21 protein-coding genes are annotated in these 26,790 nt (G+C 66.4%); 14 read left to right on the top strand and 7 right to left on the bottom strand.

All coding sequences use genetic code 11. The annotated features are described in order from the left end of the window. Positions 1 to 23: 23 nt before the first annotated feature. From KL771_RS03470 to KL771_RS03460, 3 genes are read left to right on the top strand one after another with little or no spacing between them, the layout of a single operon-like run. Positions 24 to 917 carry an ABC transporter permease gene (locus KL771_RS03470; protein WP_261967175.1) on the top strand — a complete coding sequence of 298 codons (894 nt, stop codon included), beginning with the start codon at positions 24 to 26 and terminating at the stop codon, positions 915 to 917. A 1-nt stretch (position 918) separates the two neighbouring features. Continuing rightward, positions 919 to 1,719: an ABC transporter permease gene (locus KL771_RS03465; protein ID WP_261967174.1), complete on the top strand. Its 801-nt coding sequence runs from the start codon at positions 919 to 921 to the stop codon at positions 1,717 to 1,719. Positions 1,720 to 1,750: 31 nt separating this feature from the next. Then, on the top strand, positions 1,751 to 2,848 hold the full coding sequence (locus KL771_RS03460) for an ABC transporter ATP-binding protein (protein WP_261967173.1): 1,098 nt from the start codon (positions 1,751 to 1,753) through the stop codon (positions 2,846 to 2,848). 71 nt (positions 2,849 to 2,919) lie between these two features. Here the strand turns inward: KL771_RS03460 and KL771_RS03455 are convergent, their stop codons facing one another. The 7 genes from KL771_RS03455 to KL771_RS03425 all read right to left on the bottom strand — a co-directional run bounded on the left by KL771_RS03455 (position 2,920) and on the right by KL771_RS03425 (position 11,773). Continuing rightward, complete coding sequence (locus KL771_RS03455; RefSeq protein WP_261967172.1) at positions 2,920 to 4,098, bottom strand: iron-containing alcohol dehydrogenase; 1,179 nt, start codon at positions 4,096 to 4,098, stop codon at positions 2,920 to 2,922. A gap of 55 nt (positions 4,099 to 4,153) precedes the next feature. Continuing rightward, complete coding sequence (locus KL771_RS03450; RefSeq protein WP_261967622.1) at positions 4,154 to 4,885, bottom strand: amino acid ABC transporter ATP-binding protein; 732 nt, start codon at positions 4,883 to 4,885, stop codon at positions 4,154 to 4,156. A gap of 31 nt (positions 4,886 to 4,916) precedes the next feature. Then, positions 4,917 to 5,606 (bottom strand): amino acid ABC transporter permease, encoded by a 690-nt coding sequence (locus KL771_RS03445; protein ID WP_261967171.1) that lies wholly within the window; start codon positions 5,604 to 5,606, stop codon positions 4,917 to 4,919. A 61-nt stretch (positions 5,607 to 5,667) separates the two neighbouring features. Further along, positions 5,668 to 6,498, bottom strand: coding sequence for an ABC transporter substrate-binding protein (locus KL771_RS03440; RefSeq protein ID WP_315901481.1), 831 nt, complete (start codon positions 6,496 to 6,498; stop codon positions 5,668 to 5,670). Positions 6,499 to 6,920: 422 nt separating this feature from the next. After that, on the bottom strand, positions 6,921 to 8,039 hold the full coding sequence (locus KL771_RS03435) for an alpha/beta hydrolase (RefSeq protein WP_261967169.1): 1,119 nt from the start codon (positions 8,037 to 8,039) through the stop codon (positions 6,921 to 6,923). Positions 8,040 to 8,115: 76 nt separating this feature from the next. Continuing rightward, entirely contained in the window at positions 8,116 to 10,767 is a 2,652-nt protein-coding gene (locus KL771_RS03430; RefSeq protein WP_261967168.1) for a hypothetical protein, read from the bottom strand. A 133-nt stretch (positions 10,768 to 10,900) separates the two neighbouring features. Further along, positions 10,901 to 11,773, bottom strand: coding sequence for a protein-L-isoaspartate O-methyltransferase family protein (locus tag KL771_RS03425; protein WP_261967167.1), 873 nt, complete (start codon positions 11,771 to 11,773; stop codon positions 10,901 to 10,903). Between the two features lie 788 nt (positions 11,774 to 12,561). Between KL771_RS03425 and KL771_RS03420 the strand changes: the two genes are divergently transcribed. The 11 genes from KL771_RS03420 (at position 12,562) to KL771_RS03370 (ending at position 26,746) form a co-directional block, all read left to right on the top strand. Further along, positions 12,562 to 13,941, top strand: coding sequence for an undecaprenyl-phosphate glucose phosphotransferase (locus tag KL771_RS03420; RefSeq protein WP_261967166.1), 1,380 nt, complete (start codon positions 12,562 to 12,564; stop codon positions 13,939 to 13,941). Positions 13,942 to 14,014: 73 nt separating this feature from the next. Continuing rightward, the gene (locus tag KL771_RS03415) at positions 14,015 to 14,767 is read left to right on the top strand and encodes a metallophosphoesterase family protein (RefSeq protein WP_261967165.1); all 753 of its coding nucleotides are present in this window, start codon (positions 14,015 to 14,017) and stop codon (positions 14,765 to 14,767) included. Positions 14,768 to 15,065: 298 nt separating this feature from the next. Further along, positions 15,066 to 16,283, top strand: a complete 1,218-nt coding sequence (locus KL771_RS03410; protein WP_261967164.1) for a polysaccharide biosynthesis/export family protein — start codon at positions 15,066 to 15,068, stop codon at positions 16,281 to 16,283. 72 nt (positions 16,284 to 16,355) lie between these two features. Continuing rightward, positions 16,356 to 17,006 (top strand): hypothetical protein, encoded by a 651-nt coding sequence (locus KL771_RS03405; RefSeq protein WP_261967163.1) that lies wholly within the window; start codon positions 16,356 to 16,358, stop codon positions 17,004 to 17,006. 108 nt (positions 17,007 to 17,114) lie between these two features. After that, complete coding sequence (locus tag KL771_RS03400; RefSeq protein WP_261967162.1) at positions 17,115 to 19,370, top strand: GNVR domain-containing protein; 2,256 nt, start codon at positions 17,115 to 17,117, stop codon at positions 19,368 to 19,370. Further along, positions 19,370 to 20,155: a hypothetical protein gene (locus tag KL771_RS03395; protein WP_261967161.1), complete on the top strand. Its 786-nt coding sequence runs from the start codon at positions 19,370 to 19,372 to the stop codon at positions 20,153 to 20,155. Before KL771_RS03400 ends, KL771_RS03395 begins: the two co-directional genes overlap by 1 nt. Next, positions 20,152 to 21,642 (top strand): O-antigen ligase family protein, encoded by a 1,491-nt coding sequence (locus tag KL771_RS03390; protein ID WP_261967160.1) that lies wholly within the window; start codon positions 20,152 to 20,154, stop codon positions 21,640 to 21,642. Before KL771_RS03395 ends, KL771_RS03390 begins: the two co-directional genes overlap by 4 nt. A gap of 18 nt (positions 21,643 to 21,660) precedes the next feature. After that, a complete protein-coding gene (nusG, locus tag KL771_RS03385; RefSeq protein WP_315901472.1) occupies positions 21,661 to 22,200 on the top strand; it encodes a transcription termination/antitermination protein NusG in 540 nt (179 codons plus the stop codon). Positions 22,201 to 22,940: 740 nt separating this feature from the next. Then, the gene (locus tag KL771_RS03380; protein WP_261967159.1) at positions 22,941 to 24,632 is read left to right on the top strand and encodes a right-handed parallel beta-helix repeat-containing protein; all 1,692 of its coding nucleotides are present in this window, start codon (positions 22,941 to 22,943) and stop codon (positions 24,630 to 24,632) included. Positions 24,633 to 24,675: 43 nt separating this feature from the next. Beyond that, positions 24,676 to 26,061, top strand: coding sequence for a lipopolysaccharide biosynthesis protein (locus KL771_RS03375; protein ID WP_261967158.1), 1,386 nt, complete (start codon positions 24,676 to 24,678; stop codon positions 26,059 to 26,061). Further along, positions 26,054 to 26,746 carry an acyltransferase gene (locus KL771_RS03370; RefSeq protein WP_261967157.1) on the top strand — a complete coding sequence of 231 codons (693 nt, stop codon included), beginning with the start codon at positions 26,054 to 26,056 and terminating at the stop codon, positions 26,744 to 26,746. Before KL771_RS03375 ends, KL771_RS03370 begins: the two co-directional genes overlap by 8 nt. Positions 26,747 to 26,790: the final 44 nt, after the last annotated feature.

Here is a 26,790-nt window from a genome sequence, read left to right as displayed (position 1 = left end):
CGGGGCAGGGGAGCGACCGGGACATGGCGGGCGTGACACGGCAGGCGGCAGCGATCGAGGGGGGGACGGGCCTGGCGCCCGGCCGGCCCCGGCGGCTGCCCGCCGGGCCTTTCGCCCTCGTCGTGCCGGGGCTCCTGCTGCTCGTCGTCTTCTTTGCCCTGCCGGTCCTGGCGCTCCTGCTGCGCAGCGTGCTGGAGCCGGAACCCGGCCTCGCCAACTATGCGGCGCTGATCGGGTCCGGCACCTACCTGAAGATCTTCTTCAACACCTTCCTGGTCTCCGCCGTGGTGACGCTGGTCAGCCTGGCGATCGGCTTCCCGGTCGCCTGGACGCTGGCGATCCTGCCGCCCCGGATCGCCCAGCCGATCTTCGGCGTGCTGATCCTGTCCATGTGGACCAACCTCCTGACCCGCACCTATGCGTGGATGGTCCTGCTGCAGCGGACCGGCGTCATCAACAAGAGCCTGATCGGGCTCGGGCTGATCGACGCGCCGCTGCCGATGGTCAACAACCTCACCGGCGTCACCATCGGCATGACCTACATCATGCTGCCTTTCGTGGTGCTGCCGCTCTACGGCGTCATCCGCCGGATCGACCCGGCCATCCTGCAGGCGGCGGCGCTGTGCGGCGCCTCGCGCTTCCAGGCGTTGCGCCTCGTGCTCATCCCGCTTGTCGCGCCCGGCATGGCGGCCGGGGCGCTGATGGTCTTCGTCATGTCGCTCGGCTATTTCGTCACGCCGGCGCTGCTCGGCGGCACCGCCAACATGATGCTCGCCGAACTGATCGCGCAGTTCGTCCAGTCGCTGGTCAACTGGGGCATGGGCGGGGCGGCCGCGCTGGTGCTGCTCGTGGTCACGCTCGCCCTCTATGCGCTGCAGCTGCGCCTGTTCGGCACGGCCGGTCTGGGAGGGCGCTGACATGCTCCTGCAATTCGACCGGCTCGGCTGGTGGCGCTGGGTGCTGGTCGGCATCACCGGGCTGACCGTCGTCTACCTCCTGATGCCGATCCTGTTCATCGCGGCGCTCTCCTTCGGCTCCTCGCAATGGCTGATCTTCCCGCCGCCGGCCTGGACGACGCGCTGGTACGGGGAGCTCTTCGCCGATCCGCGCTGGCTCGAATCCGCGTGGGTCAGCTTCGTGATCGCCTGCGTGGTCGCGGTTCTGGCCGTCGCGATCGGTCTCGCCGTCGCCTACGGACTGGTGCGCGGGACGTTCCGGGGCCGGGAGGCGCTGAAGGCCTTCTTCCTGACGCCGATGATCCTGCCGGTGGTCATCCTGGCCGTCGCCCTCTATGCGCTGTTCCTGCGCATCGGCCTCAACGGCACCACGACCGGCTTCGTCATCGCCCATCTGGTCGTCGCGCTGCCCTTCGCGGTCCTGACCATCACGTCGGCGCTGGAAGGCTTCGACAAGGCGATCGAGGATGCGGCGATCCTGTGCGGCGCCTCGCCGCTGGAGGCGGTCGTCCGCGTGACGCTGCCGGGCATCGCCCATGGCCTGTTTTCGGCGGCGGTGTTTTCGTTCCTCGCCTCCTGGGACGAGGTCGTCCTGGCCATCTTCATGGCGAGCCCGACCCTGCAGACCCTGCCGGTCAAGATCTGGGCGACGCTCCGGCAGGATCTGACGCCGGTCATCGCGGCCGCCTCCACGCTGCTGATCGGGCTGACCATCCTGCTCATGCTTCTCGTCGCCGTCATCCGCAGAGGGAGCCGGTCGTGACCCCATCCGCCATCCGCAAGGGACCCCGATCGTGACCGCTCCCTATCTGGAGATCGACGGCATCCGTCGCGAATACGGGCCCGTGGTCGCCGTCGAGGCGGTCCGGCTGGAGATCCGGCGCGGGGAGTTCATGACCTTCCTCGGACCGTCCGGATCGGGCAAGAGCACCACACTCTACATCCTCGCCGGGCTCGACGTGCCGACCGCTGGCGACATCCGCCTGGAGGGCCGCTCGCTTCTGTCGACGCCGCCGCAGCATCGGCAGATCGGCATGGTGTTCCAGCGCTACACGCTGTTCCCGCATCTGAGCGTGGCCGAGAACGTCGCCTTCCCGCTGGTCGTGCGCCGCCGGCCGCGCGCGGAGATCGACGCCAAGGTGAAGGCCATGCTGCGTCTCGTGCGGCTCGAAGGCTTCGAGGATCGCAAGCCGGCGCAGATGTCCGGCGGCCAGCAGCAACGCGTGGCGCTCGCCCGGGCGCTGGTCTACGACCCGCCGGTGCTGCTGATGGACGAGCCGCTGTCGGCGCTCGACAAGAAGCTGCGCGAGGAGATCCAGTTCGAGATCCGCCGCATCCACCAGGAGACCGGCGTCACCATCCTCTACGTGACGCACGACCAGGAGGAGGCGCTGCGCCTGTCCGACCGGATCGCGGTCTTCTCTAAGGGCGTGATCGACCAGGTCGGCACCGGCGAGGAGCTCTATGCCCATCCGACGACCCGCTTCGTCGCCGGCTTCATCGGCGACAGCGACTTCCTGACCGCGACCGTGACGGCCGCCGGGAAGGGGCGTGCCGACCTGAAGCTCGGCGAGGACGTGATCGTGCGCGGCGTGCCGATCCATGGCGATCCCGGACGGACGGGCGTGAAGGCCAGCCTGATGCTGCGGCCGGAACGCATCGATGTGGCGACGGCGCCGTCATCCGCCATGGACGGAGACCGCGCCGCGTTGCCGGCCACCGTCGAGGACATCACCTTCCTGGGTGCCTCGATCCATCTCGCCGCCCGCACCGCTTGGGGAGAGCCGGTCGCCGTGCGCCTGCCCTTCGGGCATCCGGCCGCATCGGGTCTCGCCCGCGGCCAGTCGATCCGCCTCGGCTTCGAGCCGGCCGAGGCGCATTGCTTTCTCTGAGCTTGCCCGAAACGGCGGACGGCGCCGCGGCGGATCGCCGGGCGCCGGCGCAGGACACCGACCCGGCGGCTTCAGGCGGCCGGTCCCTCGCCGTCATAGGCCTGCCGGTAGAGGTCCGCGAATTCCTCCGAGGTCGGGATGCGCGGGTTGTTGCCCGGCGTGCCGGAGGCAAGGCCCTGGCGGACCATCTCGGGGATCAGCGCCATGTAGCGCTCGCGCGGGACGCCATAGTCGGCCAGGGTCGGCACCTTCAGGCGCCGGTTGAGCGCCGCGAAGGCCTCCGGCAGCAGGGCGGCGGCGGTGGCGTCGTCGGCGGGCGGATCGGCGAAGCCGAGGGCGCGCGCGGCGGCGGCATAACGGTCGGGCGCGGCGTCGAGCGAGAAGCGGGTCACCAGCGGCAGCACCATGGCGTTGGAAAGCCCGTGCGGCACGTGGAAGAAGGCGCCGATCGGCCGGCTCATGCCATGAATCAGGGCCGTCGAGGTGTTGGAGACGGCGAGGCCGGCATGGGTGGCGCCGAGCATCATGGCTTCGCGCGCGGCGCGATCGTCGCCCTGCTCGGCCGCCCGCACCAGATGGCCGCCGATTAGCTTCAGGGCCGAAAGCGCCAGGGCATCGGCATGCGGACTGCGGTTGCGGTTGATCAGCGCCTCGAGCGCGTGGGTGAGAGCATCGATGCCGGTATCGGCGGTGACCCGGAACGGGCAGGTCAGCGTCAGTTCGTAGTCGGCGATGGCGGCGGCCGGCAGCGCGGCGGTGCCGAGGATCAGCATCTTCTCCTCGGCCGCCGTGTCGGTGACGACGGCGGCGCGCGTCACCTCCGCGCCGGTGCCGGCCGTGGTCGGCAGGGCGACGACCGGCATGACCGGTTCGTCGACGATGCGCGGCACCTTCAGGGCGCGCGGGGCCTCGCCGGTCGAGGCCACGATGGCGGCCGCCTTGGCGGTGTCGATGGCGCTGCCGCCGCCGAGCGCGACGACCACGTCGTGGTTTCCCTCCGCGATCCGGGCCGCGACCGCCAGGACCGAGACGTCGGTCGGGTCCTCGACCACGTCGGCGAAGACCGCGCCGGGCATGCCGGCTTCAGTCAGGATGCGCAGGATCTCGTCGGCCATGCCGAGCCGCGCCATGACCGGATCGGCGACGACCAGCGGCCGGCCGACGCCGAGGCTCTTCAGGACGCCCGGCAGGCGCGTGCGGCTGCCGCCGCCGACCAGGATTTCGCGCGGCGTGAGAATGCGGTTGATCATGGCTGAGGGTCCGGATGGGCCGCGGTCGGGCGCGCGGGGGCCCCGCGCAGCCGGGTCAATGCGGCAGGATCTTCGACAGGAAGGCGCGCGCGCGGTCGGTCTGCGGCGCCGCGAAGAAGGTCTCGGACGTCGCGCTTTCGACGATCTCGCCGCCATCCATGAACACGATCCGGTCCGCCACCTTGCGGGCGAAGCCCATCTCGTGCGTCACCACCACCATGGTCATGCCCTCCTGGGCGAGCGAGACCATGACGTCCAGCACCTCGTTGATCATCTCCGGGTCGAGCGCGGAGGTCGGCTCGTCGAACAGCATCGCGACCGGATCCATCGCCAGCGCCCGCGCGATGGCGACGCGCTGCTGCTGGCCGCCGGACAACTGGCCCGGATACTTGCCGGCCTGACCGGCGATGCCGACCCGTTCGAGCAGTTGGTTGGCCTTGGCGATCGCGGCCTCGCGGCTGCGGCCGAGCACCTTCTCCTGGCCGATGCAGAGATTTTCCAGGATGGTCATGTGCGAGAAGAGTTCGAAGCTCTGGAACACCATGCCGACGCGGGCGCGCAGGGCCGGCAGGTCGGCCTTCGGCGTGGTGACCTCCGCCCCCGCGACCAGGATGCGTCCGTCGCTGACCGCCTCCAATGCGTTGATGCACTTGATCAGGGTCGACTTGCCCGAGCCGGACGGCCCGCAGACGACTACGACCTCGCCCTTGCCGACCGTGAGGCTGCAGTTCTTCAGGACCTGGAAGGTCGGGCTGTACCACTTGTTGACCGACTGAAGCTCGATCATCGGTGTCGCGTCGCTCATCCTGCCGCCTCCCTCAGAGCCCGGTCATGGCGGATTGGCCATAGGCCTTGCCGAGGCGCGCCTCGATGCGCCGTTGCACGAATTCCCACGCGGTCGTCATGATCAGATAGTAGATCGCCGCCACGACGAAGAGTTCGAGCACCAGGAACTTCTCCTGGATCAGCACCTGGGTGCGCCGGAGCAGTTCCTCCATCGAGATGATCGAGGCGATCGACGTGGTCTTGAGGACGCTGTTGACCGAATTGCCGAGCGGCGGAATGATCAGCCGGAGCGCCTGCGGCATGATCACGTAGCGCATGATCTGGGTCTCGCGCATGCCGATGGCGCGGGCGGCATTGACCTGGCCGCGCGGCACCGAGGTGATGCCGGCGCGGACGATCTCGGAGAGATAGGCGGCCTCGCACAGCGCGAGCCCGAGCAGGGTCGACTGGATCACCGACAGCTTGATGCCGAGCTGGGGCAGGCCGGTATAGATGATGATCAGCTGGACCAGCAGCGGCGTGCCCCGGAACAGCCAGATATAGAGGGATGCCGCCGTCGACAGGACCCGGAAACGCGACATGCGCAGGACCGCGATGACGAAGCCGAGGATCAACCCGGCCGTCATCGAGAAGGCCGTCAGCCCGAGCGTGACCAGAGCACCTTCGAACAGGTAGGTGTTCGTCAGATACTCGAAGAATCCCTGCCAGTTCCAGGCTTTCACGCACGGCTCCCGTCGCGAAGAGAAAAGAATGCCGCTGCCACCGCACGCGGCAGCGGCGGGCTCAGCCCTGCGGCAGGACGCTCAGGTCGCCCGGCGCGGGGGTGACGCCGTAGCGCTTCATCAGGGCGTCGAACCAGCCGTCCGCCTTCATCTCCTTGAGCGCGCCGGAGACCGCCTCGGCGATCTCCTTCTTCTCCATGGAGAGCGAGCCCGGCGTGGCGTACATGCCGGACAGGGCGTGGGCGAATTCGCCGCGATCCTGGTACTGCTTGGCGACCGGATCGATCGATACCGCGGCATCGACCTGGCCGGCGCGCAGCGCCTGGTAGACCGTGGCGTAGCCGTCGAACAGCTTGATGTTCATCTCGGCGAGGCCGCGCGCCTTGAACTCCTTGTTGAGCTCCTTGATCTTGGCCTCCGCGTAGCCGCCGATGTCGGAGGAGACCGTGAGGCCGGCCAGATCGTCGACCTTGGTGATCGGCTTGGCCGGCTTCATCTGGGTCGAGATGCTGATCGCCAGGCTCTCATAGGGGATCATCAGCAGGATCTTGCGGCGTTCGGCGGTGACGAACAGGCCGGCATTGATCACGTCCCAGCGCCCGCCCTTCAGACCCGGCACCATGGTGGCGTATTCGGTCCGGATATATTCGGACTTCAGGCACAGGCGCTTGGCGATCTCGGCGCCGAGCTCGATGCGCAGGCCCTTCAGCGTGCCGTCCGGATCCGCATAGGCCATCGGCGGCAGCGTCGGGCTGGTCGCCATGGTCAGCGTGCCCGGCGTGACCAGCAGCGCGTCCGCGATCTTCGGCTTGCAATCCTGCGCCTGGACCGCGCCGGCGGCCCAGAGCAGGGCGGTCGCGCCCAGGAGAGCCGAAAGACCCTGGCGAGCCATCCGCACGATCTGGCGGTCCGTGTTCCTGCCGTCCTGACGCATTCCGCTCTCCGTTCGGTCATCCGTAATATGGCATACCGTAACATGGGACCCTCGACCGTCAAGGATGCTTCTCGCGTCAGGCTGAGGGAAAAACCTGATCAATCGCCCATTCGGCGGGCAGGTCGCGGGGGCCGGAGGCGGCGTGGGATCGCCGCGCGGTGGCGGAAACGCCGTTCCGGCCGGCTTGCCGGCGGGCCGGACACGGCCATCATTGCGGTCCGGCCCGGGAACCGAAGCCGTGTCGCGCGGCTCCTGCATGACGGCCGGCCTGAGCGCGCATAGCTGAACGGGAGCGGAAGCGGCCGCCCCGCATGGGGCAGGGACGAGCCGTATTTGGGCGGAGGTGGATGGTCGCGCGATGCTGCGCCCGGCGGCAGCCGTCAGCGGCGATAGCCGGGGATGCGGGCGAGCAGGGCGCGCAGCGGTTCGTCGGTCCAGGCGCGGGTCATGAAGTCGTTGTGGACGATCCCGTCCGGGCCGGCCAGGAAGGCGAGCGTGCCGGGCTTGAAGCTTGCCGGCAGGGACGCGGCGGGCTTCAGGCCGCGCCGGACGAGGCTCGCCGCGAGCTCCCGGTTGCCTTCCGCCGAAGACCTGGCATGGGTCGAGACGAAGAACGTCGCCGGCCCGCGCCGGGCGACGAAGCCCTCGAACTTGTCGAGATCGCCGTAGAGCGCGTCGAACAGTAGCACGCCGCGGATGCGCTCTTCGGCGCCGCCATGGTGCAGCACGTAGGCGGCCGGATGGTAGCCGCCCGAATAGGCCGCGACGACGACCGGACGGCCGGCGAGCCCCGCGGTGCATTTCGGGCTGCACAGGTCGATCGCAGCCCGCTCCGCCTCCTTCAGGAAGGCGGCGAAGAAGCCCGGGCGCCAGAAATTGCCGGCGCTCGAATCCGGCGCGTCATGGGCGAATTGCGGCACCACCAGGATGGCGTTCAGCCCGGAACGCTCGACTTGGTCGATGATGCGCTGGCGATCGATCACGTCGCGCTCTAGGAGCGAGCGGTTGCCGTGGAAATAGACGACCATCACCGAGGGTCGGCGCGGATCGAAGCCCTTCGGCAGCGCGATCAGCACGCGGCGGTCCGAATAGGTCTCGTGCTCCCAGCGGATCGTCCCGGCCGGCGCGGTATGGCCGAGCCGGTCGCCGTCGGCCACGTCCATGAACGGCTTGTCCTTGCCGGGAATGTCGCCGCGATAGGGAAAGGGCGAGGTCTCGAACGGCCGGATGACCAGCCGGGTGGCGGGCAGGGGCAGCCTGCCGTAGTTCGATGTCGCGGCCGGCGCCGTGGCCGCCGCTGCGACCGGCTTGCGCTGCGGGACCGGCGCGCCCTGCGCGTCCGCCGAGGAGACGGCGGCCAGGAGGGCGGCGAGGCCGATGCCCAGGAACCTGGCACGCCGGCTCACGGCCGAAGCTGCGGCCAGCCGGGGCGGGGCCGGTCCGCGATCGGGATCGTTGTCGGCGGTATCCGTCCATGCGGACGGGGTGGTCTGGGTCATGGCGCGCAGGCCTCGAAGCGGTCGGGCCGCTCCGGCGGGAGCGACCTCAGCGGAGAACCGGAACAGGCCCTCCGGGCTACAACGCCCGGGCCGGCCGATCCGATCCGGACGAGGCCAAGGGTAGCAGCACCGCGAAGAAGGCGGGTATCGCGAGCAGATACGCCCCTCCGGCGACCTCGAGCACAGTGGAGAGCCCGAAGGCGGTCGCGATCACCGGCACAGCCGCGGCGCCAAGCACCGAGAAGCAGCCGTTGATGCCCCAAGCCCACAGGAACATGTGGTCCTTGCCGAGCCGGCCGAGCGAGGTCATCGCCACCGGCATCGGCATGCCCATCAGGAAGGCCGGCGGCATGATCAGCGCGAAGCAGGCGACCAGGCGCAGCGCGTAGGGCCAGGCGCCGATGGCGTCGAGCACCTTGTCGAGATGCAGCCCGTAGAGGATCAGGATCGCCCCGATCGCCAGGAACACGAAGGGCATGATCGCCTTGGCGCGGCCGAGCACGTGCTCGGAGACGTAGCTGCCGAGGCCGGAGAAGACCAGCATGCCGGTGATCAGGATCGAGGCCGAGACGGTGGCGTTGGAGAGCGCCAGCACGAAATGGGCGATCAGTCCGACCTCGACCATGATGTAGCCAGCGCCGAGGCAGGCGAAGTAGAGAATGGTCAGGCTCTTGCCGGGATAGCGCGAGAAGATGGTGCGCCAGCCGAAGACGAGTGGGATCAGCACCAGCGTCGAGGCGGCGACCGCCGCCATGCCGAGCGTCGCCCAGAGCAGCAGATAGCCCCATTCGTCCTGGACCAGCTCCAGCCGGTCGAGCACGCCGGGCAGGTCGGCGAACTTCACGTAAGCGGCGAAATAGGGCGTGTCGTTGGTCAGCGGCCGCGTGTCGAAGACATAGTCGGCGGCGAGCGCCGAGAAGCCGCCATGGATCAGCCGGTGCCAGGCGAGCCGGCCCATGCTGGTCGCCGGCAGCACGTCGGGGGCGGCATCGCCGTCGAGCGGCTCGGCCTCCGGCGCCGGCGCGGATCCGTCCGCCGACGGTGCGGGGGCCTTCGGATCCTTCGCCTTGGCCTCCTCGCCGAAGAGCTGCGCGCGGTATTGCGTGAGCAGGTTCGGAACCGAGGCGGGATCGAACACGAAGCCGGGCGAATAGACCTCGTCGAACGACATCGCCTTGGTGTGGGCGCGCAATTTGGCGACCTCGGCCTCGGTGAAGCCGCCGCGCTTGTAGAGCACGGTCGCGGTCGACAGATAGGTTGAGACGGCGAAGAAACGGTCCTCGAAGGCGCCGCCGTCGATCTCGCCGGCCGCCGCCACCATGGTGGCATAGAGCTTCAGGACCGATTTCGGCGGCTCCTCCTTGTTCCATAGCGTCACCGACAGGATGCCGTCCTTTTCGAGCGCGCGCATGTAGTTGGCCATGGCCTCGCGCGTGTAGGCAAACTTCTCGGTGATGGCGAAGCCGCCCGGGCTCGACAGGCCGGCCGAGTCGGCGAGGCTCAGGTCGATGATGTCGTAGCGCTCGCGGGTGGAGGCGAGGTAGATGCGGCCGTCATGGTCGATCACCCGGAGATTGGGCTTCGACAGGATGTCGCCGGTGAAATCCTTCAGCTCCTTCACCGTCCGGAAGGCCTCCAGCACCGTCGGATTGCCCTCCGCCACCGTCACCCGCTTCGAGCCGGACTTCAGCGCCACCGAGGTCGAGATGCCGCCGCCGAACTGGACCACGAAGGTCTCCGGCCTGTCCTTCAGGAGATAGGGATAGAACATCGGCAGATAGCGGTAATAGGCGGTCTCCTGGGCGGGCAGGTCGCGGATGATGCCGTTCGGGCCCTCGCCGTCGATATAGAGGCCGAGATAGGCGTTGGACGGCATCTTGGGCAGGTTGAAGGCCGCATTGTCCGACAGGCCGGGCGCGAAATGCAGATAGGACGAGGCGTAGACCTGCAGGTCGCCGAAGGGCGAGACGATCCGGGTCACCTGCCGGTTGTCGGGAAACTTGCGCGCATAGGCGACGCCCTTGTAGTCGGAGACGGCGAGCTTCGGCACGCCGGTCGTCGCCGGCAGCCAGACATGCACCGCCGCCGCGGCGAGGCCGGCGACCACCGCGACCATCATCGGGGCGGTCTGGCGCACGGCCCGGAACCACAGCACGGCGCCGACGAACCAGAGCGCGAGCGGCACCAGGATCAGGTCCTCCGGCGTCACGACATAGAGCGCGCCGAGGAACAAGAGGCCGCACAGGCCCGAGCCGGTCAGGTCGGCGAAATAGACCCGGTTGAAGAAGGTCGAGGCGCGCAGGAAGACGGTGCCGAGAAACACCGCGCCGCACAGGAAGGGCAGCAGGTAGAGCCCGAGATTGCCGGCAAGCTTCCACTTCTGCGCCGGGTCGGAGACCAGGAAGATGGCGTTGAACGGGATCTGCTGGGCGCCCAGGTTGGCGGCGACCATGACCGGGCCGAACAGGATCACCGAGCCGGCCGCGACGCCCTTCCAGTGACGCTCGAACCAGTCCTTGGCGACGCACATCACCGCGCTGGTCAGGCCGAAGCCGAGCATGGCGAGGCTGACCACAAGCGAACCGAAATGCGCCCAGCTGCCGACCGAGAAGACGCGCATGATGCCGATCTGCAGCGCGATGACCGCCCCGGCGATCAGGCCGACCGAGAGATAGAGATCGAGCCGCGCCCGGGTGTCGGCGTGGAAGGCATCGTTCGGCGAAGGCATGCGGCGTTCCGGCTTTCATGAAAAGGCCGGGCGGAACCCGCGGGGTCCGTCCGGCGCAAGAGGCGGAAAAGGTTGTGGTCCGAAGCGCCGGCTGCCGCCGCCCGGCCGGGCGGCGGTGGGCCGGACGATGTCGTCAGTTGTTGTGGGTGCCGACGATCTTGTCGCCCTCGAGCTTGGTGAAGGGCACGAAGGGCACGATCTTGCCGTTGTAGATGTCCGAGCGGGCGACCTGGATGGCGCCGTCGGCGGCCTGCTCCTTGGTCACCTTGAGGATGCGCTGCGCGCCGGGCGGGCCGACCGGGATGACCATGACGCCGCCCGGCTTCAACTGCTGCAGCAGCGGCGGGGGAATGTGGTCGATGCCGCAGGTAACGATGATCTTGTCGAACGGTCCGGCCTCCTCCCAGCCGTAGTAGCCGTCGGCATTCTTGGAGGTGATGCCCTTGAACTCGCCGTAACCGCGCTCGATCAGCGCGTCGTAGATGCCGCGGGTGCGCTCGGCGAGCGGCTTGATGATCTCGATCGTCCAGACCTTGTCGGTCAGATAGGCCAGATAGGCCGACTGGTAGCCGGAGCCGGTGCCGATCTCGAGCACCTTCTCGCCCCACTTCACATCGATCGAGGTGGTCATCTTGCCGACGACATGCGGCCCCGAGATGGTCACGCCGAAGCCGATGTCCAGGAAGGCGTGCTCGTAGGCGCGGCCGAGATTCTGCTTGAGGACGAATTCCTCGCGCGGGGTCATCAGGAAGGCGCGCTTGTTGCGGGCGTCGAGCACGTCCTTGTTGGCGACCATGACCTGGAACCGGTCCCAGCGCTGGCCGAGATATTTGGCGTCCTCGGCCCGGTTTTCGGCCATCCACTTGACGAACTTCTCGCGCCCGTCCATCGGCGGCATCACGTCCTGGCCGAACGGCGTCGGCAGGGCCGCGGCGAAGGCCGGCGCGAATCCGAGGCCGGCCGCCGAGGCCGCCGCCGCACCGAGCAGGAAATCACGTCTTCTCAAGGCAATTCCCCCATGCGAAACCCGGCCCCGTTCTTCGGGCCTGGTGTCTGATTGTTAAAGAAGTGTGATCGAGAGCCGCCCGGACAACAAGAGACGGCCGCTGCATTGCGCTGCGTTCCACTCACGCTGGCGCAACGGCGCCACACTGGCCGAGACGGGCGACCGCGTGCACCACTGTGGGTTATATCGCCCGAATGACGGCAATTCGGGCATTGACCGGGACGACCTGAGCGATCTTGCTTTTGCAATGCAATAAGACGTTGCCGTGGGATGCGTCGCGTGACGGGCTTTGCAGCCGTCTGGTGAAACATTTCCGGTTCATGTTCGGTTGGAGGCGGTCGTTCATGGGGCGCGATCTCGAAGTCATCGCGCCATTCGCGCCGCCAAATATTGTCCCAGAGAACCGAATCGAAATGACTTAGTCGGACGAAATGGTCAATCGATCCAAAATATAGGGTCCCTTTGTTCTGCGGTTTAAAGTTTAAATCGGTATGTTAGTAGAGATACGGTGAAGTAATTAAAAATTGAAAAATGGCGTACACCTATATTTATGCTGATATATGAATTGATCGGTGCATTGACAGGATTGTCAATGACGTCAAGAGTTGGCGTATCAATATGAATTATACGATCGGGTGTCGGTGATGAGTATTGGCGACCAGATGTCGTCGCGTCCGATCTCGGGTGGTGAGTTCGTGCCGGCTGCCGGCGTCAGACTGGCGACCGAAAACGTTTCGGCAGCCGAAAATTCGGGCATTGGCGTTCGATACCGCTGGACGCCCGAGTGGGTGGTTGCGACCACGCTGATCGTGGATTTCTGCTTCGTTGCTGCGGCCATCGAGATGACCTCGCTGGTGACTGTCCTCGTCCCCTGGGGGGCGTCGTCCGACGCCATCGGCAATCTGGTGGTTGGGACGACCTTCGCGGTGGTCTTCATCGGCATCCTGGCGTTGCGCGGCGGATACAAGCTGGATGTGCTGCGCCATCGTCGCCATCAGATCCGGCTGGTCGCCGGCGTCGTGTGCATCTCATTCTTCCTGATGGGGTGGGGCGCCTTCCTCTCCAAGACGACGGCAAACTTCTCCCGGCTCGAACTCAGCGTGTTCTTCGCGATCAGTCTGATCGGGCTGACGGCGCTGCATTGGTGGATCGCGGGGCTGCTGAACGCGAAACTGGCCGCCGGAGAACTGTCCCTTCGCCGTGCAGTGGTGATCGCCGACGCTCGACAGCGCAGCGGCGAGAGGTTTCAACAACTCCTGCGCCGCAATGGCATCGAGGTGGTCGACCTGATCGAGGTGCTGCCCGGCAATCTCCGCCAGGCGGACTTCTCGGCGGCCTGCCGCAGGGCCGTGGAGCGGGCTCAGGGCGCGCTGACCAGAACCCAGGTCGACGGCGTCTTCCTGTTTCTGTGCTGGAACGATCGGCGCGCCGTCGACGAAATGCAGGCTGCACTGTCGGGACTGCCGATCCCGGTGCATCTCTTTGCCGACCTCGAAACCGAGCGCGTGCTCCGGCGTCCGCATATCTCGCTCGGCGGCATGCAGGGCTACGAACTGCAGCGCGCGCCGCTCGATCTGGTCGATCGAGCGATGAAGCGCTGTTTCGATATCGTGGTGTCGGCGACGGCCCTGGTTCTGCTCGCGCCGCTGATGGCGTTGATCGCGCTCGCCATCCGGATCGAGGGCGGTGGCACGATCATCTTCCGGCAGAAGCGCAAGGGTTTCGGCGGCCGGCCTTTCTCGATCTACAAGTTCCGGACGATGACCTGCACCGAGGATGGTGCGGTGGTCAATCAGGCGACGCGCGACGATCCGCGCATCACCCGGATCGGCGCCCTGCTGCGCAAGACCAGCGCGGATGAACTGCCGCAGTTCATGAACGTCCTCCTCGGGCAGATGTCCGTCTGCGGGCCGCGACCGCATGCCATTGCGCATGACAATCTCTACGACCGGATCATCGCCCGCTATGCCTTCCGTCATCACGTCAAGCCCGGGATCACCGGCTGGGCGCAGGTGAACGGCTACCGTGGCGAGACCCGTGACGTGGCCAAGATGGAGGCGCGGGTCGAGCACGACATTTGGTACGTCAACAATTGGTCGATCTGGCTGGATGTCCGCATTCTGGTGCGGACCTTCCTGTCGGGCTGGCTGAGTTCGAATGCCTACTGAAAGGGGCCTCGGATCCGGGGCGCAAGCGCGCCCAAGGGACGAGACCCCGATAGAGACGCGTCGAAGCAAGGAGGTGGCGACCGTGTTGGCAGCAGCGTTCAAGAAGCTGATCCACCGTCCGATCGTCTATCCGTCAGCGCCGGCGGGGCGGGTCCTCTACGCCGTCGGCGACATTCACGGTCGCGCCGATCTGCTCCGATCCACGCTCGATCGGATCGACCGGGACTATGCGGCACGGTCCCACATCGGCGAGAAGACGGAGGTCTTCCTCGGCGACTATGTCGATCGCGGGCCCGCGTCCGCAGCCGTCATCGAAACGCTGATCGAGCGCGCGTCGCGGACCGCTGCCGTCTTCGTGCGCGGCAATCACGAGCAGGTCATGCTGTCCTATCTGGCGCGGCGGGCGCCATTGGAGGGTTGGGCGACGCTCGGCGGCCTGTCGACACTTCAATCCTATGGCATAGCCGTCCGGGACCGGGAGCCGGCCGACATGTGGGATGCAGCCTGGCGCGCGATTCCGGCCGATCACAAGAAGTTCCTATCGGAGACCCGCTCCCATTGCCGGATCGGCGAGTATCTCTTCGTCCATGCCGGCATGAGACCGGGAATCGAAATCGAAAATCAGGTTGAAGACGACCTGTACTGGATTCGGGGCGAGTTTCTCGGTTGCGATGATGACTTCGGCTCCATCGTTGTCCATGGGCATACCCCGGTTCCCTGTCCGGACATGCTTCACAATCGCATCAACATCGATACCGGAGCCTTCATTACCAACAGGCTGACCGCCATCCGAATAGACCCGTCGGGGGTCTGCGTCGTGGACTGAGGCCTCCGTCGAAACGATCGAAGCCCGAACGGGCGGTGCCCTGGGCTCTTGATCAATCCCCGTATTGGCATCCGAGTCGAATGTGAATATCAGTATTGTTGAATGCGTGTGAAATATAAATATGAAGAATCATTATGTCAATCATCGATCTGAAATCAAATTCATGATTCTGTATTGAATCGTGTGTGCCTTATGGGCAACTTTACAGAGATTCAAGCATCGACGCGGAGGCATTACATTTGAGAAATCATTTGTCTGCTGGTAGGATGGCGCAAACTGGTATTGGAGAATATTGCCGATGACTCTTGCGACGAGCCTGTTTCTGCGCGGGGCCTCGGTCGCCGTCATGGTGGGCGGCCTGCTCGGCTGCAGCATGTTGCCTGCGGCCGGGCCGGGCGACGGCGCTATCGACGGCGGTGCCGCCACGAGCGTCAGGAGCGCCGAGCCGGTTGCTCTCAAATATGCCCTGGTCGATATCGGTTCTGACATTCTCGACTATCTGACCGATCCGGGGCCGGGGTCGCTGCGGGGCAGCTTCGGCGTCGGTCGCGGACCGTCGCCCTCCCTTCAGATCGGCGTCGGCGATGCCATTCAGGTGTCGATCTTCGAATCGTCGTCCGGTGGCCTGTTCGTTCCGAACGACGCCGGCGCCCGCCCCGGCAACTTCGTGACGCTTCCGCAGCAGACCGTGGACAAGGCCGGGTCGATCGCGGTCCCCTATGCCGGCCAGGTCAAGGTCGTGGGGCGGACGCTCGCGGACGTTCAGCGCGAGATCGAGCAGAAGCTCTCCAATCGAGCGATCGAACCTCAGGCGGTCGTGGCCTTGGTCAGCCAGAATTCGAACGAAGTCACCGTGGTGGGTGACGTGGGGGCGTCCAAGAAACTGACGCTCAATGCCGGCGGCGACCGCATCCTCGACGTGATCGCCAAGGCCAGCGGTATCGTGCATCCGGGTTACGAGACCTATGTAACTCTGCAGAGGCGCGGCAAGAGAGCGACGGTCTACTTCAATTCCCTCATCGAAAAGCCTTCCGAGAACATCTATGCCGTGCCAGGCGATACGATCTACGTCTATCGCGAACAGCGCGCCTTCCTTGCCTTCGGCGCCACCGGACTGAGCGGCCAGTTCAAGTTCGAGCAGGAGCGCGTGAATCTGTCCGACGCGGTCGGCAAAGCCGGCGGTCTGATGGATGATCGTGCGGATCCGGGTCAGGTCTTCGTCTACCGCGCGGAAGATCGCGCGGCGCTGGAGAAAATGAAGGTCGATCTGACACCCTTTGACGTGGCGCAGAAAAAGATTCCGACGGTCTATCGGACGAATTTCCGCGATCCGTCTTCATTCTTCGCTGCGCAGAAGTTTCCGATCCGGGATGGTGACATCGTTTATGTATCGAATGCCGATCAGATTGAGGTGATGAAGTTCATTACGTTTGTGACGGGCGTGACGGGCGGAGCGGCGAAGGTCGGAACCGACGCTGTTTCGGTCAGGCACTCCGTGAAAACGCTCAGCAAGTGACACGATCAGGGTGCAGTTGAGGATTTGCAGTCCAGGAGTGCTGCCTGACCGGTCGGTATTTGGGAGATTGCGATGTTGAAGTCTTTGATCACGTGCGCGCTCGCGATCGGCATTGCCGGTCTGTCGGTCTCGGGGGGCGAGGCGCAGGCACAGTCGGCGGGTGCGGCTGGCGGCAATGCCTGCGTGAGCGGTTCGGCCCGCGCCCCGGAAGCGGCGATCCAGGACTTCGTGTCGAGTCCGGAGGCGCTTCTTGCGCAGTATCCCGAAGGCGGCCGCGCCTTGACCCTGGCGGTGCGCTCCATCCTGACCAGCGACGTGACGGCGGCCGAAGCGATGGCGAGCCTGGCCAAAAGCGCGAGCCCGAGCCAGAAGGCCGCCCTCGGCGCCGGCAGTTCGCAGGCCGTTCAGGCCTGCGTGCGCAACCGCCCGGATCTGGCCGTCAAGCTGCAGGCCGTGATGGGGCAGGTTGCCGACGGTCAGTTCATGGCGGCCTTTCTGTCCGCCGCCGGCGGCGTCGATTCTGCCTCGATCTCGGCTGGCGGCGGGGTCGGTGGCGCGACCGGAGAGGGCGGCAACAGCGCCGGCACTGACGGCGGCTCGGGAAGCAACCGAACGGCTGCCGACGTCTCCGAGGGCAGCACAACGGCCACGCCCAGCACGAGCGCTTCGCTCGCAGGCGGTTCCATCGCTTCCGACGCCCTTTCGGTCAGCCCGACCCGCTGATCGATGTCAGTTGCGCTGTCTGTCGTCGTATTGGCAGGCTGACGAGGTGAGTTCCGAATGTTGAAGCCTGTCGGATCCAGTATTGCGCCTCCGGGGATGCCCGAGGACTTGCACCAGCCGGCCGGCGCGATGCTGCAGGTCGACCAGGTGTTGGCGGCGGTCCGCCGACAATACAGGATCATTCTGTTCTTCGGACTTCTGGGCGCGATCATCGGGATGGGCCATGCGCTGACGGCGGTGCCGTGGTATTCGGCGTCGACTTTGCTCCTGATCGACGGCCGCAAGGGCAATGATCCCGATCCGACGGCTTCGATCGCCGAATTGCAGTTCGATACCGGCGCGATCGACAGTCAGGTCGAGGTCCTGAAGTCCGAGCGGATCATTGCGGCGGTCATCGCCAAGGCCGGGCTCGCCGACGATCCGGGCTTCCAGCGGGCCACCGGCTCTCTGTTCGGCTCCATGATCGGGGCGGTCCGGCAGGCGTTGGACGTGCGGCGTTGGTTCGGTTCCGAAGCCCGGAGCGATGCCGAGGCGCGCTTTGCCAAGGAACGCCAGCTGATCTCGACCTTGGCCGGCAACCTGACGGTCAAGCGCGTCGCCCGGACCTATGTGCTCTCCATCGAGTTTTCCTGGCCTGAGGCGTCCCGCGCGGCGGAAATCTCGCGCGCCTTCGCCGACGCCTATCTCGATGATCAGCTGGAATCCAAGTTCGACGCGACACGACGCGCCACCGAATGGCTGTTCGCCCGCATCCAGGAGCTGAAGACCCGGGCGCTGGAGACCGACATGGCGGTGCAGCGCTTCAAGTCCGACAACGGGCTGGTGAAATCGGGCGCGTCCGGGCAATTGGTCGGCGAACAGCAGCTCAGCGAGTTGAACAGTCAATTGGTGATTGCCCGCGGTGACACCGCGCGCGCCGAGGCCCGGTATCAAAGGATCAAGTCGATCATCGATTCCGGCCAGGCCGATGCCGCCGTGTCGGAGGCCCTTGGCAATCCTGTCATCATCGATCTGCGCAACAAATACCTGAAGGCGTCGAAGACGGAGGCCGAACTCTCGGCCCGGTTGGGGCGCAGTCACATCCAGGTCATCTCCCTGCGCGCGGAGATGCGCGAATACGAGCGGCTGATCTTCGATGAACTCGGTCGCATTGCAGAGAGCTACAAGAGCGAACAGGAGATTTCCAGATCGCGCGAAAAGGCGCTGGAGGAAAACCTGTCCAGTCTGGTCGGCGTGAATGCCGGGACCAACGAGACACTGGTCGGGCTGCGCGAACTGGAGCGCGAAGCCGACACCTACAAGAACCTCTACCAGACCTTCCTGCTGCGATATCAGGAGGCGGTCCAGAAGCAATCCTTCCCGATCACCGAGGCGCGCGTGATCACGGCGGCGTCGCGGCCTCTGGCGCCGTCCCATCCGAAGAAGAGTCTCGTCGTTGCCTTCGTGACCATCCTGGGTCTCGGGCTCGGCTTCGGCATCGGTGCGGTCCGCGAGTTTCGCGACCGTGTCTTTCGAACGGGACGACAGGTCCGCGACGAACTCGGCCTTGAGTTCTTGGGCTTCCTGCCGGCGGTCAGCGCTTCGCAACTGCGCAGCATGCATCCGGTTTCCATGGGCGCAGCGTCGGGTCCGTACCCGCCTGTCATATCCCAAGGCGTGATGCGCTACTCGGTCGGCTCGCCGCTGTCGGGATTTGCTGAAGTCCTGCGCTCCGCCAAGGTTGCCGCCGACATCACGCTTGGAAGTCATCGACCGAAGATCATCGGGCTCGTCTCGGTGCTGCCGAACGAAGGCAAGTCCACGATCGCCAAGAACCTCGCCTCCTTGGTGGCGCATCTGGGCGCCCATACCCTGGTGATCGATGCCGACTTGCGCAATCCCGGATTGTCCAGGGCGACGGCACCTGATGCCGCCCGGGGCCTGGTCGAGGTGCTGATGGACGGAGTGCCGTTTCGGGAGTTGCTGCTGCGCGAGGGTGAGACCGGCCTCGACCTGTTGCCGGCGGTCGGACGGCGCAATCTCTCGCATACCGGCGAGCTGATCTCGTCCGCCGCCATGCAGGCGCTGCTGCAGGATGCCGGCCAGGACTACGACTATATCTTCGTCGACCTGCCGCCGGTCGGGCCGATCGTGGACGTGCGCGCCGCCGCGAGACTGTTCGATGCCTTCGTATTCGTCGTCGAATGGGGACGAACGGCGCGTCATGTCGTCCGTTCGACGCTCGAGCACGAACAGTCCGTCTATGAGAAGACGCTCGGTGTCGTCCTCAACAAGGCAAATTTGGCGGGCGTCCGACTCTATGAGGATTACGGATCGCGTGATTATTATTATGGAAAATACAAAAAATACTATCGTGACCGTTGATGTCTGGTTCCGTCCTGCTCGGTAAGATGATTGCCTTGTGGGTTGCCGGTGCGGTGGCGTGGCAGGCGAGCGACATGCTCGTCAAGACGCTGCGCGCCACGCCCGAACTCGATCTGGCAGCGCGGATCGAGGGTGGCGCCGCGATCGACCAGGCCTATCTGGACCGGTTCGACGCCACCTATCCCGAGGCGCGGTTGGACGGCATCTGCGATGCGCGGATCCGGCGCGCCCGCGTGTCCATTGCTCTGGCGCGGCTCGATCTCGCCGTCACGGGCGACGATCTGGAGCGGGTCGATGCGGCCCGGGCCGCGGTCCTCGACCAGACCCGGCGGCTGATCGCCTGCGTGCCGACGGACGGCAATGCCTGGCTGCGTCTGGCCATGGTGGAGATCGCGGACGGAGGCCTGACCCCGGCCGTGTCGGCCTCCTTCGCCCATGCCGACCGGCTGGCACCCTTCGAGGGCTGGGTCCTGCGCGGCCGGTTGCCCTTCTACGCGGATCTTGCCGCGCGTGGGGTCGAGGCCTTCCGGGAACCGGCGCGCAGGGATTTCGCTCTCCTGGTCGAGTTCGGCACGAACCCGGCGGGCGTGGTCGCCGTCGTGCAACGCTGGCCCGGCCTGTTCAGGAATTTCTATCTCGATCGCCTCGGAAGCATGACCGCCCGCGAGCGCCGCCGTCATTATGCCGCCGCGGACCGGGTTGGTCTGGACATCGGCCAGCCCCGGCAGCCGGCCGAAACCGTTCCGTTCCTCGACCCGCCCGGCGTCGGCAGGAGGCGTCCGTGACGCGGCCCGTTCCGGCTTCCGCAGGAGCCCGCTGTGTCGCCGCTGCGCAGGCCGGTCCGAGGCCGGCTGCTGCGCCCGCGGTCGCGGCCGGCCAGCGGTTGCTCGAGTGGCTCTTCTTCGCGTCCGTCATCCTGGCCGTGATGCCGTTCGGAGCCGTCCATACGGTACCGCTCGGCCTGTCGGCGCTCTGCACCTGCCTGATCCTGGTTCTTTCGCTTGGCCGACCGGTATCGAATCCGGCCGTCGGGCGCCTGCTCCTCGACGCCGCGCTGGTTGCCGCCGTATTGGTCGGACTGCTGGTACTGCAGCGCATCCCGGCACAGAGTCTGCTGGCAGTCGATCCGGCCGGGAACCGCCTGTCCCAGGACTTCGGAGTGGTCAGGCCGACCATTTCCATCAATTCCGAGGCGACGGCCTGGAGCCTCGTCCCGCTTGTCGCGCCGATCCTGTCTTTCGTGGCTGCGCTCATCGTGTTCGGCAGTGATCGCGCGGCGTTTCGCTTGGCCCGATTTCTGAGGGTCTTCGGTCTTTCGGTCGTTGTATTCGGCTTGGCTCAGTTTCTGCTCGTGCCGAACACGATCCTGATCTTCGAGAAATGGACCTATCTGGGTTCGCTGACGGCGACCTTCGTCAACCGCAACAGTGCGGCGACCTTTCTGGGTCTCGTTGCGCTGATATGGTTCGGGCAGTTCCTGGGCACGACGCGCAAACTGGACTGGGGCGATCTCGCCGAGCGGACCTGCTCGTTCCAATGGCGCGGGGATGATGCCGTGGCGGACACGCTGCGGGCTGCCTGTGCGGCGATGCTCAGTCTGGTCGCCTTGTTCCTGAGCGCATCGCGTGGCGGCCTGATCGCCACCGCGATCGGCTTTCTGGTCGTCTTCGCCGTCATGGGAGTGCGGACCCAAAACAGGGATGTTGGCCCGAATTGGCGGTCGATCGTCGGCTACGGTTCGATCGTGACAGGCTTCATTCTGTTCGGCGGGCTGGCCCTGCAACGGTTGAACGAGCATGGCGCCGACGACAGTCGCTTCTGCACATACTGGTCCACCTTGTCGGCGGTCGGCGACAATTGGCTCTTCGGCACCGGCTTCGGGACCTTTGCGGACATCTTCCCGCTCTACCGCGATGTCGCCTGCGCCGGTATCGAGGGGGTCTGGGACCGGGCGCACAACAGCTATCTGGAGGCGACGCTCGGCTTGGGGGTGTCGTTCCTGGCGATCCTCCTGCTCGTGCTCTGGCGACTGGTTTCGATGTTTCGTCGAGGGGTCGGCTGGCGTCACCGGCAAAGGCATCTGGTCGCCACGGGTCTCGGTGCGCTGGTCCTGGTCGCCACCCACGCCGGTGTTGATTTCTCCATCCAGATTCATGGCGTCGCCATGTATGCGGCCTCGATCCTGGCTATGGCGAGCGTCGTCGCGCTCGGTCGTGGAGAGTCCTCATGCGGTACGGAAAGTAAAAACAAAAGCGATGTGCCAGGAAAATAGTCGAAATGCATAGAATTTGTGAGACTGTGGGGTGCGGTTTTGCGAGATAGTGCGGCTGGCCATCGCTGGTACGTGGTTCATACTTTGCCGAACAGGGAATCGCTGGCATGCATGCATATGGGCCGGCAGGGCTGGGCAACCTTCCTGCCATTGGTCGAGAGGACCCGCCGCCATGCCCGCCGGATCGAAACCGTGCGCGTGGCCCTGTTCCCGCGCTATCTCTTCGTCAGCCTCGATGTGACCCGCGATCGCTGGCGGGCCGTCAACGGCACGACCGGCGTGGCGTCGCTGGTGATGGCCCGTGACCGCCCATCGCCGGTTCCGGACGGGTTGGTGGAAACGCTTGCCGCCGCGGTTCGTCCTGACGGCGTCATAGAACCCGACTACGGCTACCAGCCTGGTGATCGCGTCCGGCTGATCGCGGGACCGATGGCCGGCAGCGTCGGCGAACTCCTGAGCCTCGACGCCAAAGGGCGCGTCGAAGTGTTGTTGGATCTGCTCAACGGCAACACGGTCCGTGCCCGCGTGGCGCGAACCGTGCTGCAGCCTGCCGGCTAGTGGTTCGATCGACACGGATGACTGCCATCCGTCTCGTGACTCGGAGCCACTGACTTCTTGACCACCAGTCTCGCCTCCGGGGCGTGACGGAGTCTCGGCAAGCCGAAAGAGGGGGTGAAACGTCGTTTCACCCCGATGGCGGTAGCATGGGAAGATCGGCTGCGTTGGCTTTCATCTTTCGGTCTTTCCTCGATCGGCATCCGGTCGCAGGCCCGGGCGACGGCAGGATGGCTGCGGGGCCCGTTGCTGCGTGGCGCCGCGGTCCGGGATGGGGCTCGCCCGTGAGGCGCGATTCTCTGTCGGCGGGGCCGGAGCCGGAGGCGGACGCCAACCCGTGTCGGGCGGGCGGCCCCCGAACCGGTCGGATCACGCGACCACGCGCAGCCGGATCGGCCGGGGCGATCGATCGACCCGGAGCCGCTCCGCTGCGGAGGCCGCCGCAGGCCCCGGCCGAATGGACCGCGCACAATCGGCGGGCGGCCGTCTGGGGCGTTTTCGGGCGGGGAGGGCGGCTTCTCTCGATTGCCCTTGCGATGCTCGCGCTCTGGGCGTCTGCCGCCGCGTCGGAGGAATTCACCATCCGGGTCGCGCCGCCGTCCGATCCGGGAGCGATCGGCCGCGCCCTGGCGGCCGCACGCGAACACCGGCGGACCCGGCCCGAGGATGCGGTCACCCTGCTCCTGCAACCCGGCACCTACCGGGTCAAGGCGCCGATCGTCCTCGGACCCGGCGATTCCGGCGTGCCCGGCGGGCCGTTGACACTGCGCGGCGCAGCCGGCGGGGGAACGGTGCTCTCCGGTGCCGTGCCGCTCGGGTCGACGCGGGTGCAGCCGTCCTGGATGCATGGCGCCGCGCCGGGCGCGGGTGCAGAGGACTTCAGTGCCGCCGCGGAGGCCGGCTACGCCTTTTTCGCGGGCGACCGGCGCCTTATGCCCACGCGCATGCCGACCGTCGGCTACGATCGGCGGGCGCTGCAGACCGTCGGCGCGGCCGGCGACAAGGTCGCGATCCGGCTCCGGCCGGACGAGTTCGAGCGACTGGCAGGGCAGCCGAACCTCTGGGTCAGCGGCTATCTGGCCTATGACTGGCTGCGCGAGGTGCTCCCGGTCACGGGCTCCGATCCCGAGACGAAGAGCCTGATCGTCGATCGGCTGCGCGAGTTCCCGCCCCGCGCGATCGGGCGGATCGCGGTCTACAATGCCGACCTGGGGCCGGGAGCCCCGGGGGCCGTCGTGCTGGATCGCGGACCGAGGGGGCCGAGCATCCGGCTGGGCGCATCCGGTCAGGATGTGGAGGTCATCGTATCGCGCGGCGTGGTCGTCCTGAAGGACGCCCGATGGATCCGGCTTGCGAACCTCGCCATTGAGCGGTCATTCGGGCCGGCGCTCGCCGTCGACGGCAGCCGCAACGTGTCCGTCGAGGACTGCTACGTCGGACAGACGATCGGCACCGGCCTGCGAATCGACGGCGGCGAGGATGTGGCCGTGCGGCGCTGCGTCGTGGCGGACACGACTGGAACCGGCGTGACGGTTTCGGGCGGCGACCGCCCGTCATTGACGGAAAGCCGCCATCGGATCGAGGACACCGTCGTAGCCTGGTTCGGTCAGGTCAGGCTCGCGCCCGGGCTTTCGCTGTCCGGCGTCGGGGCGACGGTCTCCGGCTGCCTGATCGTCCACGGTCCCCATTGGGGCATCCAGGTTGTCGGCAACGAGCACTCCGTGGCGGGCAACGAGTTCGCCGATCTGGTGCGGGAGACGGACGACGCCGGCGTGATCTATATGGGGCGGGATTGGACCCAGCGCGGCAACAGGATCGCGGACAATTTCATCCATGATTTCGGCCCAATTGACCGGACGGATCCGGCCAGCGTGTTCGGGATCTATCTGGACGATCAGTTCAGCGGTGTCGAAATCATCGGCAACGTGATCGCCGGCGGACGCTATGGCGTGCTGGTCGGCGGCGGGCGGGACAACCACGTCGTCGGCAACCTCTTCGTCGCACCGCGCGAAGCCGGCATCTTCATGGACGATCGCGGACTGGCTTGGCAACAGGCCTACGGCAAGCCCGATAGCGTGCTGATGAAGAAGCTGCACGCGGTCGACATCCAGTCGCCGACATGGCGGGCGCGCTATCCCGCGCTGGCGGCCTTCCCCGGCGACCGCCCCGGAGCGCCGGTCGGCAACGCGTTCGAGGACAATCTTGCCGTCGATGCGCCAGTCGCCAAGGCCTGGCGTGCGTCCACGGTACCGTTCCTGCGGGAGACGGGGTCGCGCACGGTTTCGCCCTCCGGCCTTTCGGCGTGGTCGGCCCAGGCGATCGGCGCGCTTGCCGCAAGCCTCCGGCCGGGCGCTCCGCCGGCGCCACCCGCGGACCGTCGCAGCGCCCTCGCGGGGCTGGCCTATTTCGACCGGGCGGAGAGCGGCGGCCCGTGACGGCGTCCCGGTCCGGCCGGCTGTGCGTCATCCGCGGCCTCGAATGACGGCCCCCTCACGCCCGGCGCTTTGGCGGCGGCTGGCGGCCGGCCTTTCGGCTCCGGTCGGAGCGTCGGCCGAGGCCGCACGGGCCCATGAGCGTCACCGCCGCATCGTGCTGAGCGCGCTGGCATCGGCGGTCGGCCGGGCGATCTCGATCGCCGCCGCCCTCATCTCCGTGCCGCTGACGCTGCACTATCTGGGTGCGGAGCGCTACGGCATGTGGATGATCATGAGTTCGTTCGTCGCCATTCTGGGGTTCGCCGACCTCGGCGTCGGCAATGGCGTACTCACCATGGTCGCCCGCCTCAACGGCAAGGACAGTTTCGACGGCATCCGGACCGTCGTGTCGAGTGCCGTTGCGATCCTCGTGATTCTCGCCGGGGTCCTGGCCGGCGCGTTCGTGCTCGCCTATCCGCGGATCGACTGGTTCCGTCTGTTCAACGTCTCGACCGATCTGGCGCGTTCGGAGGCCGGCCCTGCCGTCGCCGTCTTCGCCGCCTGCTTTCTGGCCGCCTTTCCCCTCTCGATCGTTCAGAAGGTCCAAACGGGACTGCAACAAGGCTTCACCGTGAGCCTGTGGCAGTCCGGCGGCAATCTTCTCGGTCTGGCGGCGGTGTTGGCGGTGGTCCGTCTCGAGGGCGGGCTTCCCTGGCTCGTCGCCGCCCTGTTCGGCATTCCGCAGGTCGCCGTGGCCGGCAACGCGGTGTGGTTCTTCCTGTTTCGGCGGCCCGATCTGCGCCCGTCCCTGCGGCGGGTGCAGGGGGCGGTGATGGCAGGCGTGCTCTCGACCGGCTTCCTGTTTCTGGTTCTTCAGTCGGTGGTCGCCGTCACCTACAGCTCGGATTCGCTGATCATCGCCCATTTGCTCGGGCCGGCGGCCGTGGCCGATTTCGCGGTACCGGAGAAACTGTTCGCGGCCCTGTCGGCGGTTCTGGGCATGATCACGGCGCCCCTGTGGCCGGCCTTCGGCGAAGCCATCGCGCGCGGCGATCGCGCCTGGGCAAGCCGGATGCTGAGACGATCGATCCTTGCCAACGTCTGCATCGCGCTTACGGGCTCGCTGGTCCTGGTCGTCACCGGGCCATGGATCATCGAGGCCTGGGTCGGCCGCGCGGTGGCGCCGTCCCTGCTTCTGCTGGTCGGCTTCGCGGTCTGGAAGGTTTGCGAGGCGGCCGGAGCGCCGATCGCGATGCTGTTGAACGGCGCCCACAGGGTCGGACCGCAGATTGTCTTCGCATCCACGACGGCCGTCGTGGCCATTCTGCTCAAGGTTGCCCTGATCGGCCAGTTCGGCGTGTCCGGGGCGATCTGGGCAACCTCCGCCGCCTTTCTCGTCTTCGCGCTCCTGCCCTTGGGGCTGGTCGCCAGTAGGGTGCTTCGTGACTGACAATCCTCGCCAAGAATTCGTCAGGCCGCATGCCGATCTTCTCCCGAGGATCCTGCGTCGCCTGCTCCGGACCCCCGAACGGTTCGCACAACATTTCGAGCGCAAGATAAAGCTGGCATCGTGCGTCGCCGAGGACGGTGCGGTCCTCTATCCGGCGTGCATCATCGCCAACAATCGAGCGCGGGACAACATCCGGATCGGCCGTCAGAGCCGAATTCTGGCTCGTCTGGAGACCATGGGGCATGGCGGCGACATCCAGATCGGCGCGTATTGCTTCATCGGCGAGCGGACGAACATATGGTCGGCCAATTCGATCGTCATCGGCGATCGCGTTCTGATTTCGCACGATGTCAATATTCACGACAGCAATTCGCATTCCTTCTCGGCCCGGGCGAGGCATCAGCATTTCCTGGACATTTTCTCCAATGGTCATCCGCCGATCCTGACCGACGTGCCCTCGGCGCCGATCGCCATCGGCAACGACGCCTGGATCGGGTTCGGGGCCACGGTCTTGAAGGGCGTCACGATCGGTGAGGGAGCCGTCGTCGCAGCGCGGAGTGTCGTCACCAAGGATGTGGCACCCTATACGGTCGTTGCCGGGTTTCCGGCGAAAGTCATTCGCCATCTCGATCGAGATATTAACGAAGAAATTGAAGTAATAAGCGATATAAATAAGGTTACATGATGTGTATATGGAATTCAAATTTTTGGTGGCGGTTGTTGCCGTGA

Source organism: Prosthecodimorpha staleyi (assembly GCF_018729455.1).
Lineage (GTDB): Bacteria > Pseudomonadota > Alphaproteobacteria > Rhizobiales > Ancalomicrobiaceae > Prosthecodimorpha > Prosthecodimorpha staleyi.
This window is presented reverse-complemented; position numbering and strand designations above follow the sequence as displayed.

Coding starts and splice junctions, on each gene's coding strand:
- KL771_RS03395 (WP_261967161.1), top strand. CDS start 19,370: ATGTCTGGTTCCGTCCTGCTCGGTAAGATGATTGCCTTGTGGGTTGCC.
- KL771_RS03455 (WP_261967172.1), bottom strand. CDS start 4,098: ATGATCAACCGCATTCTCACGCCGCGCGAAATCCTGGTCGGCGGCGGC.
- KL771_RS03440 (WP_315901481.1), bottom strand. CDS start 6,498: ATGGCTCGCCAGGGTCTTTCGGCTCTCCTGGGCGCGACCGCCCTGCTC.
- KL771_RS03470 (WP_261967175.1), top strand. CDS start 24: ATGGCGGGCGTGACACGGCAGGCGGCAGCGATCGAGGGGGGGACGGGC.
- KL771_RS03410 (WP_261967164.1), top strand. CDS start 15,066: ATGACTCTTGCGACGAGCCTGTTTCTGCGCGGGGCCTCGGTCGCCGTC.
- KL771_RS03405 (WP_261967163.1), top strand. CDS start 16,356: ATGTTGAAGTCTTTGATCACGTGCGCGCTCGCGATCGGCATTGCCGGT.
- KL771_RS03430 (WP_261967168.1), bottom strand. CDS start 10,767: ATGCCTTCGCCGAACGATGCCTTCCACGCCGACACCCGGGCGCGGCTC.
- KL771_RS03465 (WP_261967174.1), top strand. CDS start 919: ATGCTCCTGCAATTCGACCGGCTCGGCTGGTGGCGCTGGGTGCTGGTC.
- KL771_RS03450 (WP_261967622.1), bottom strand. CDS start 4,885: ATGATCGAGCTTCAGTCGGTCAACAAGTGGTACAGCCCGACCTTCCAG.
- KL771_RS03435 (WP_261967169.1), bottom strand. CDS start 8,039: ATGACCCAGACCACCCCGTCCGCATGGACGGATACCGCCGACAACGAT.
- KL771_RS03375 (WP_261967158.1), top strand. CDS start 24,676: ATGACGGCCCCCTCACGCCCGGCGCTTTGGCGGCGGCTGGCGGCCGGC.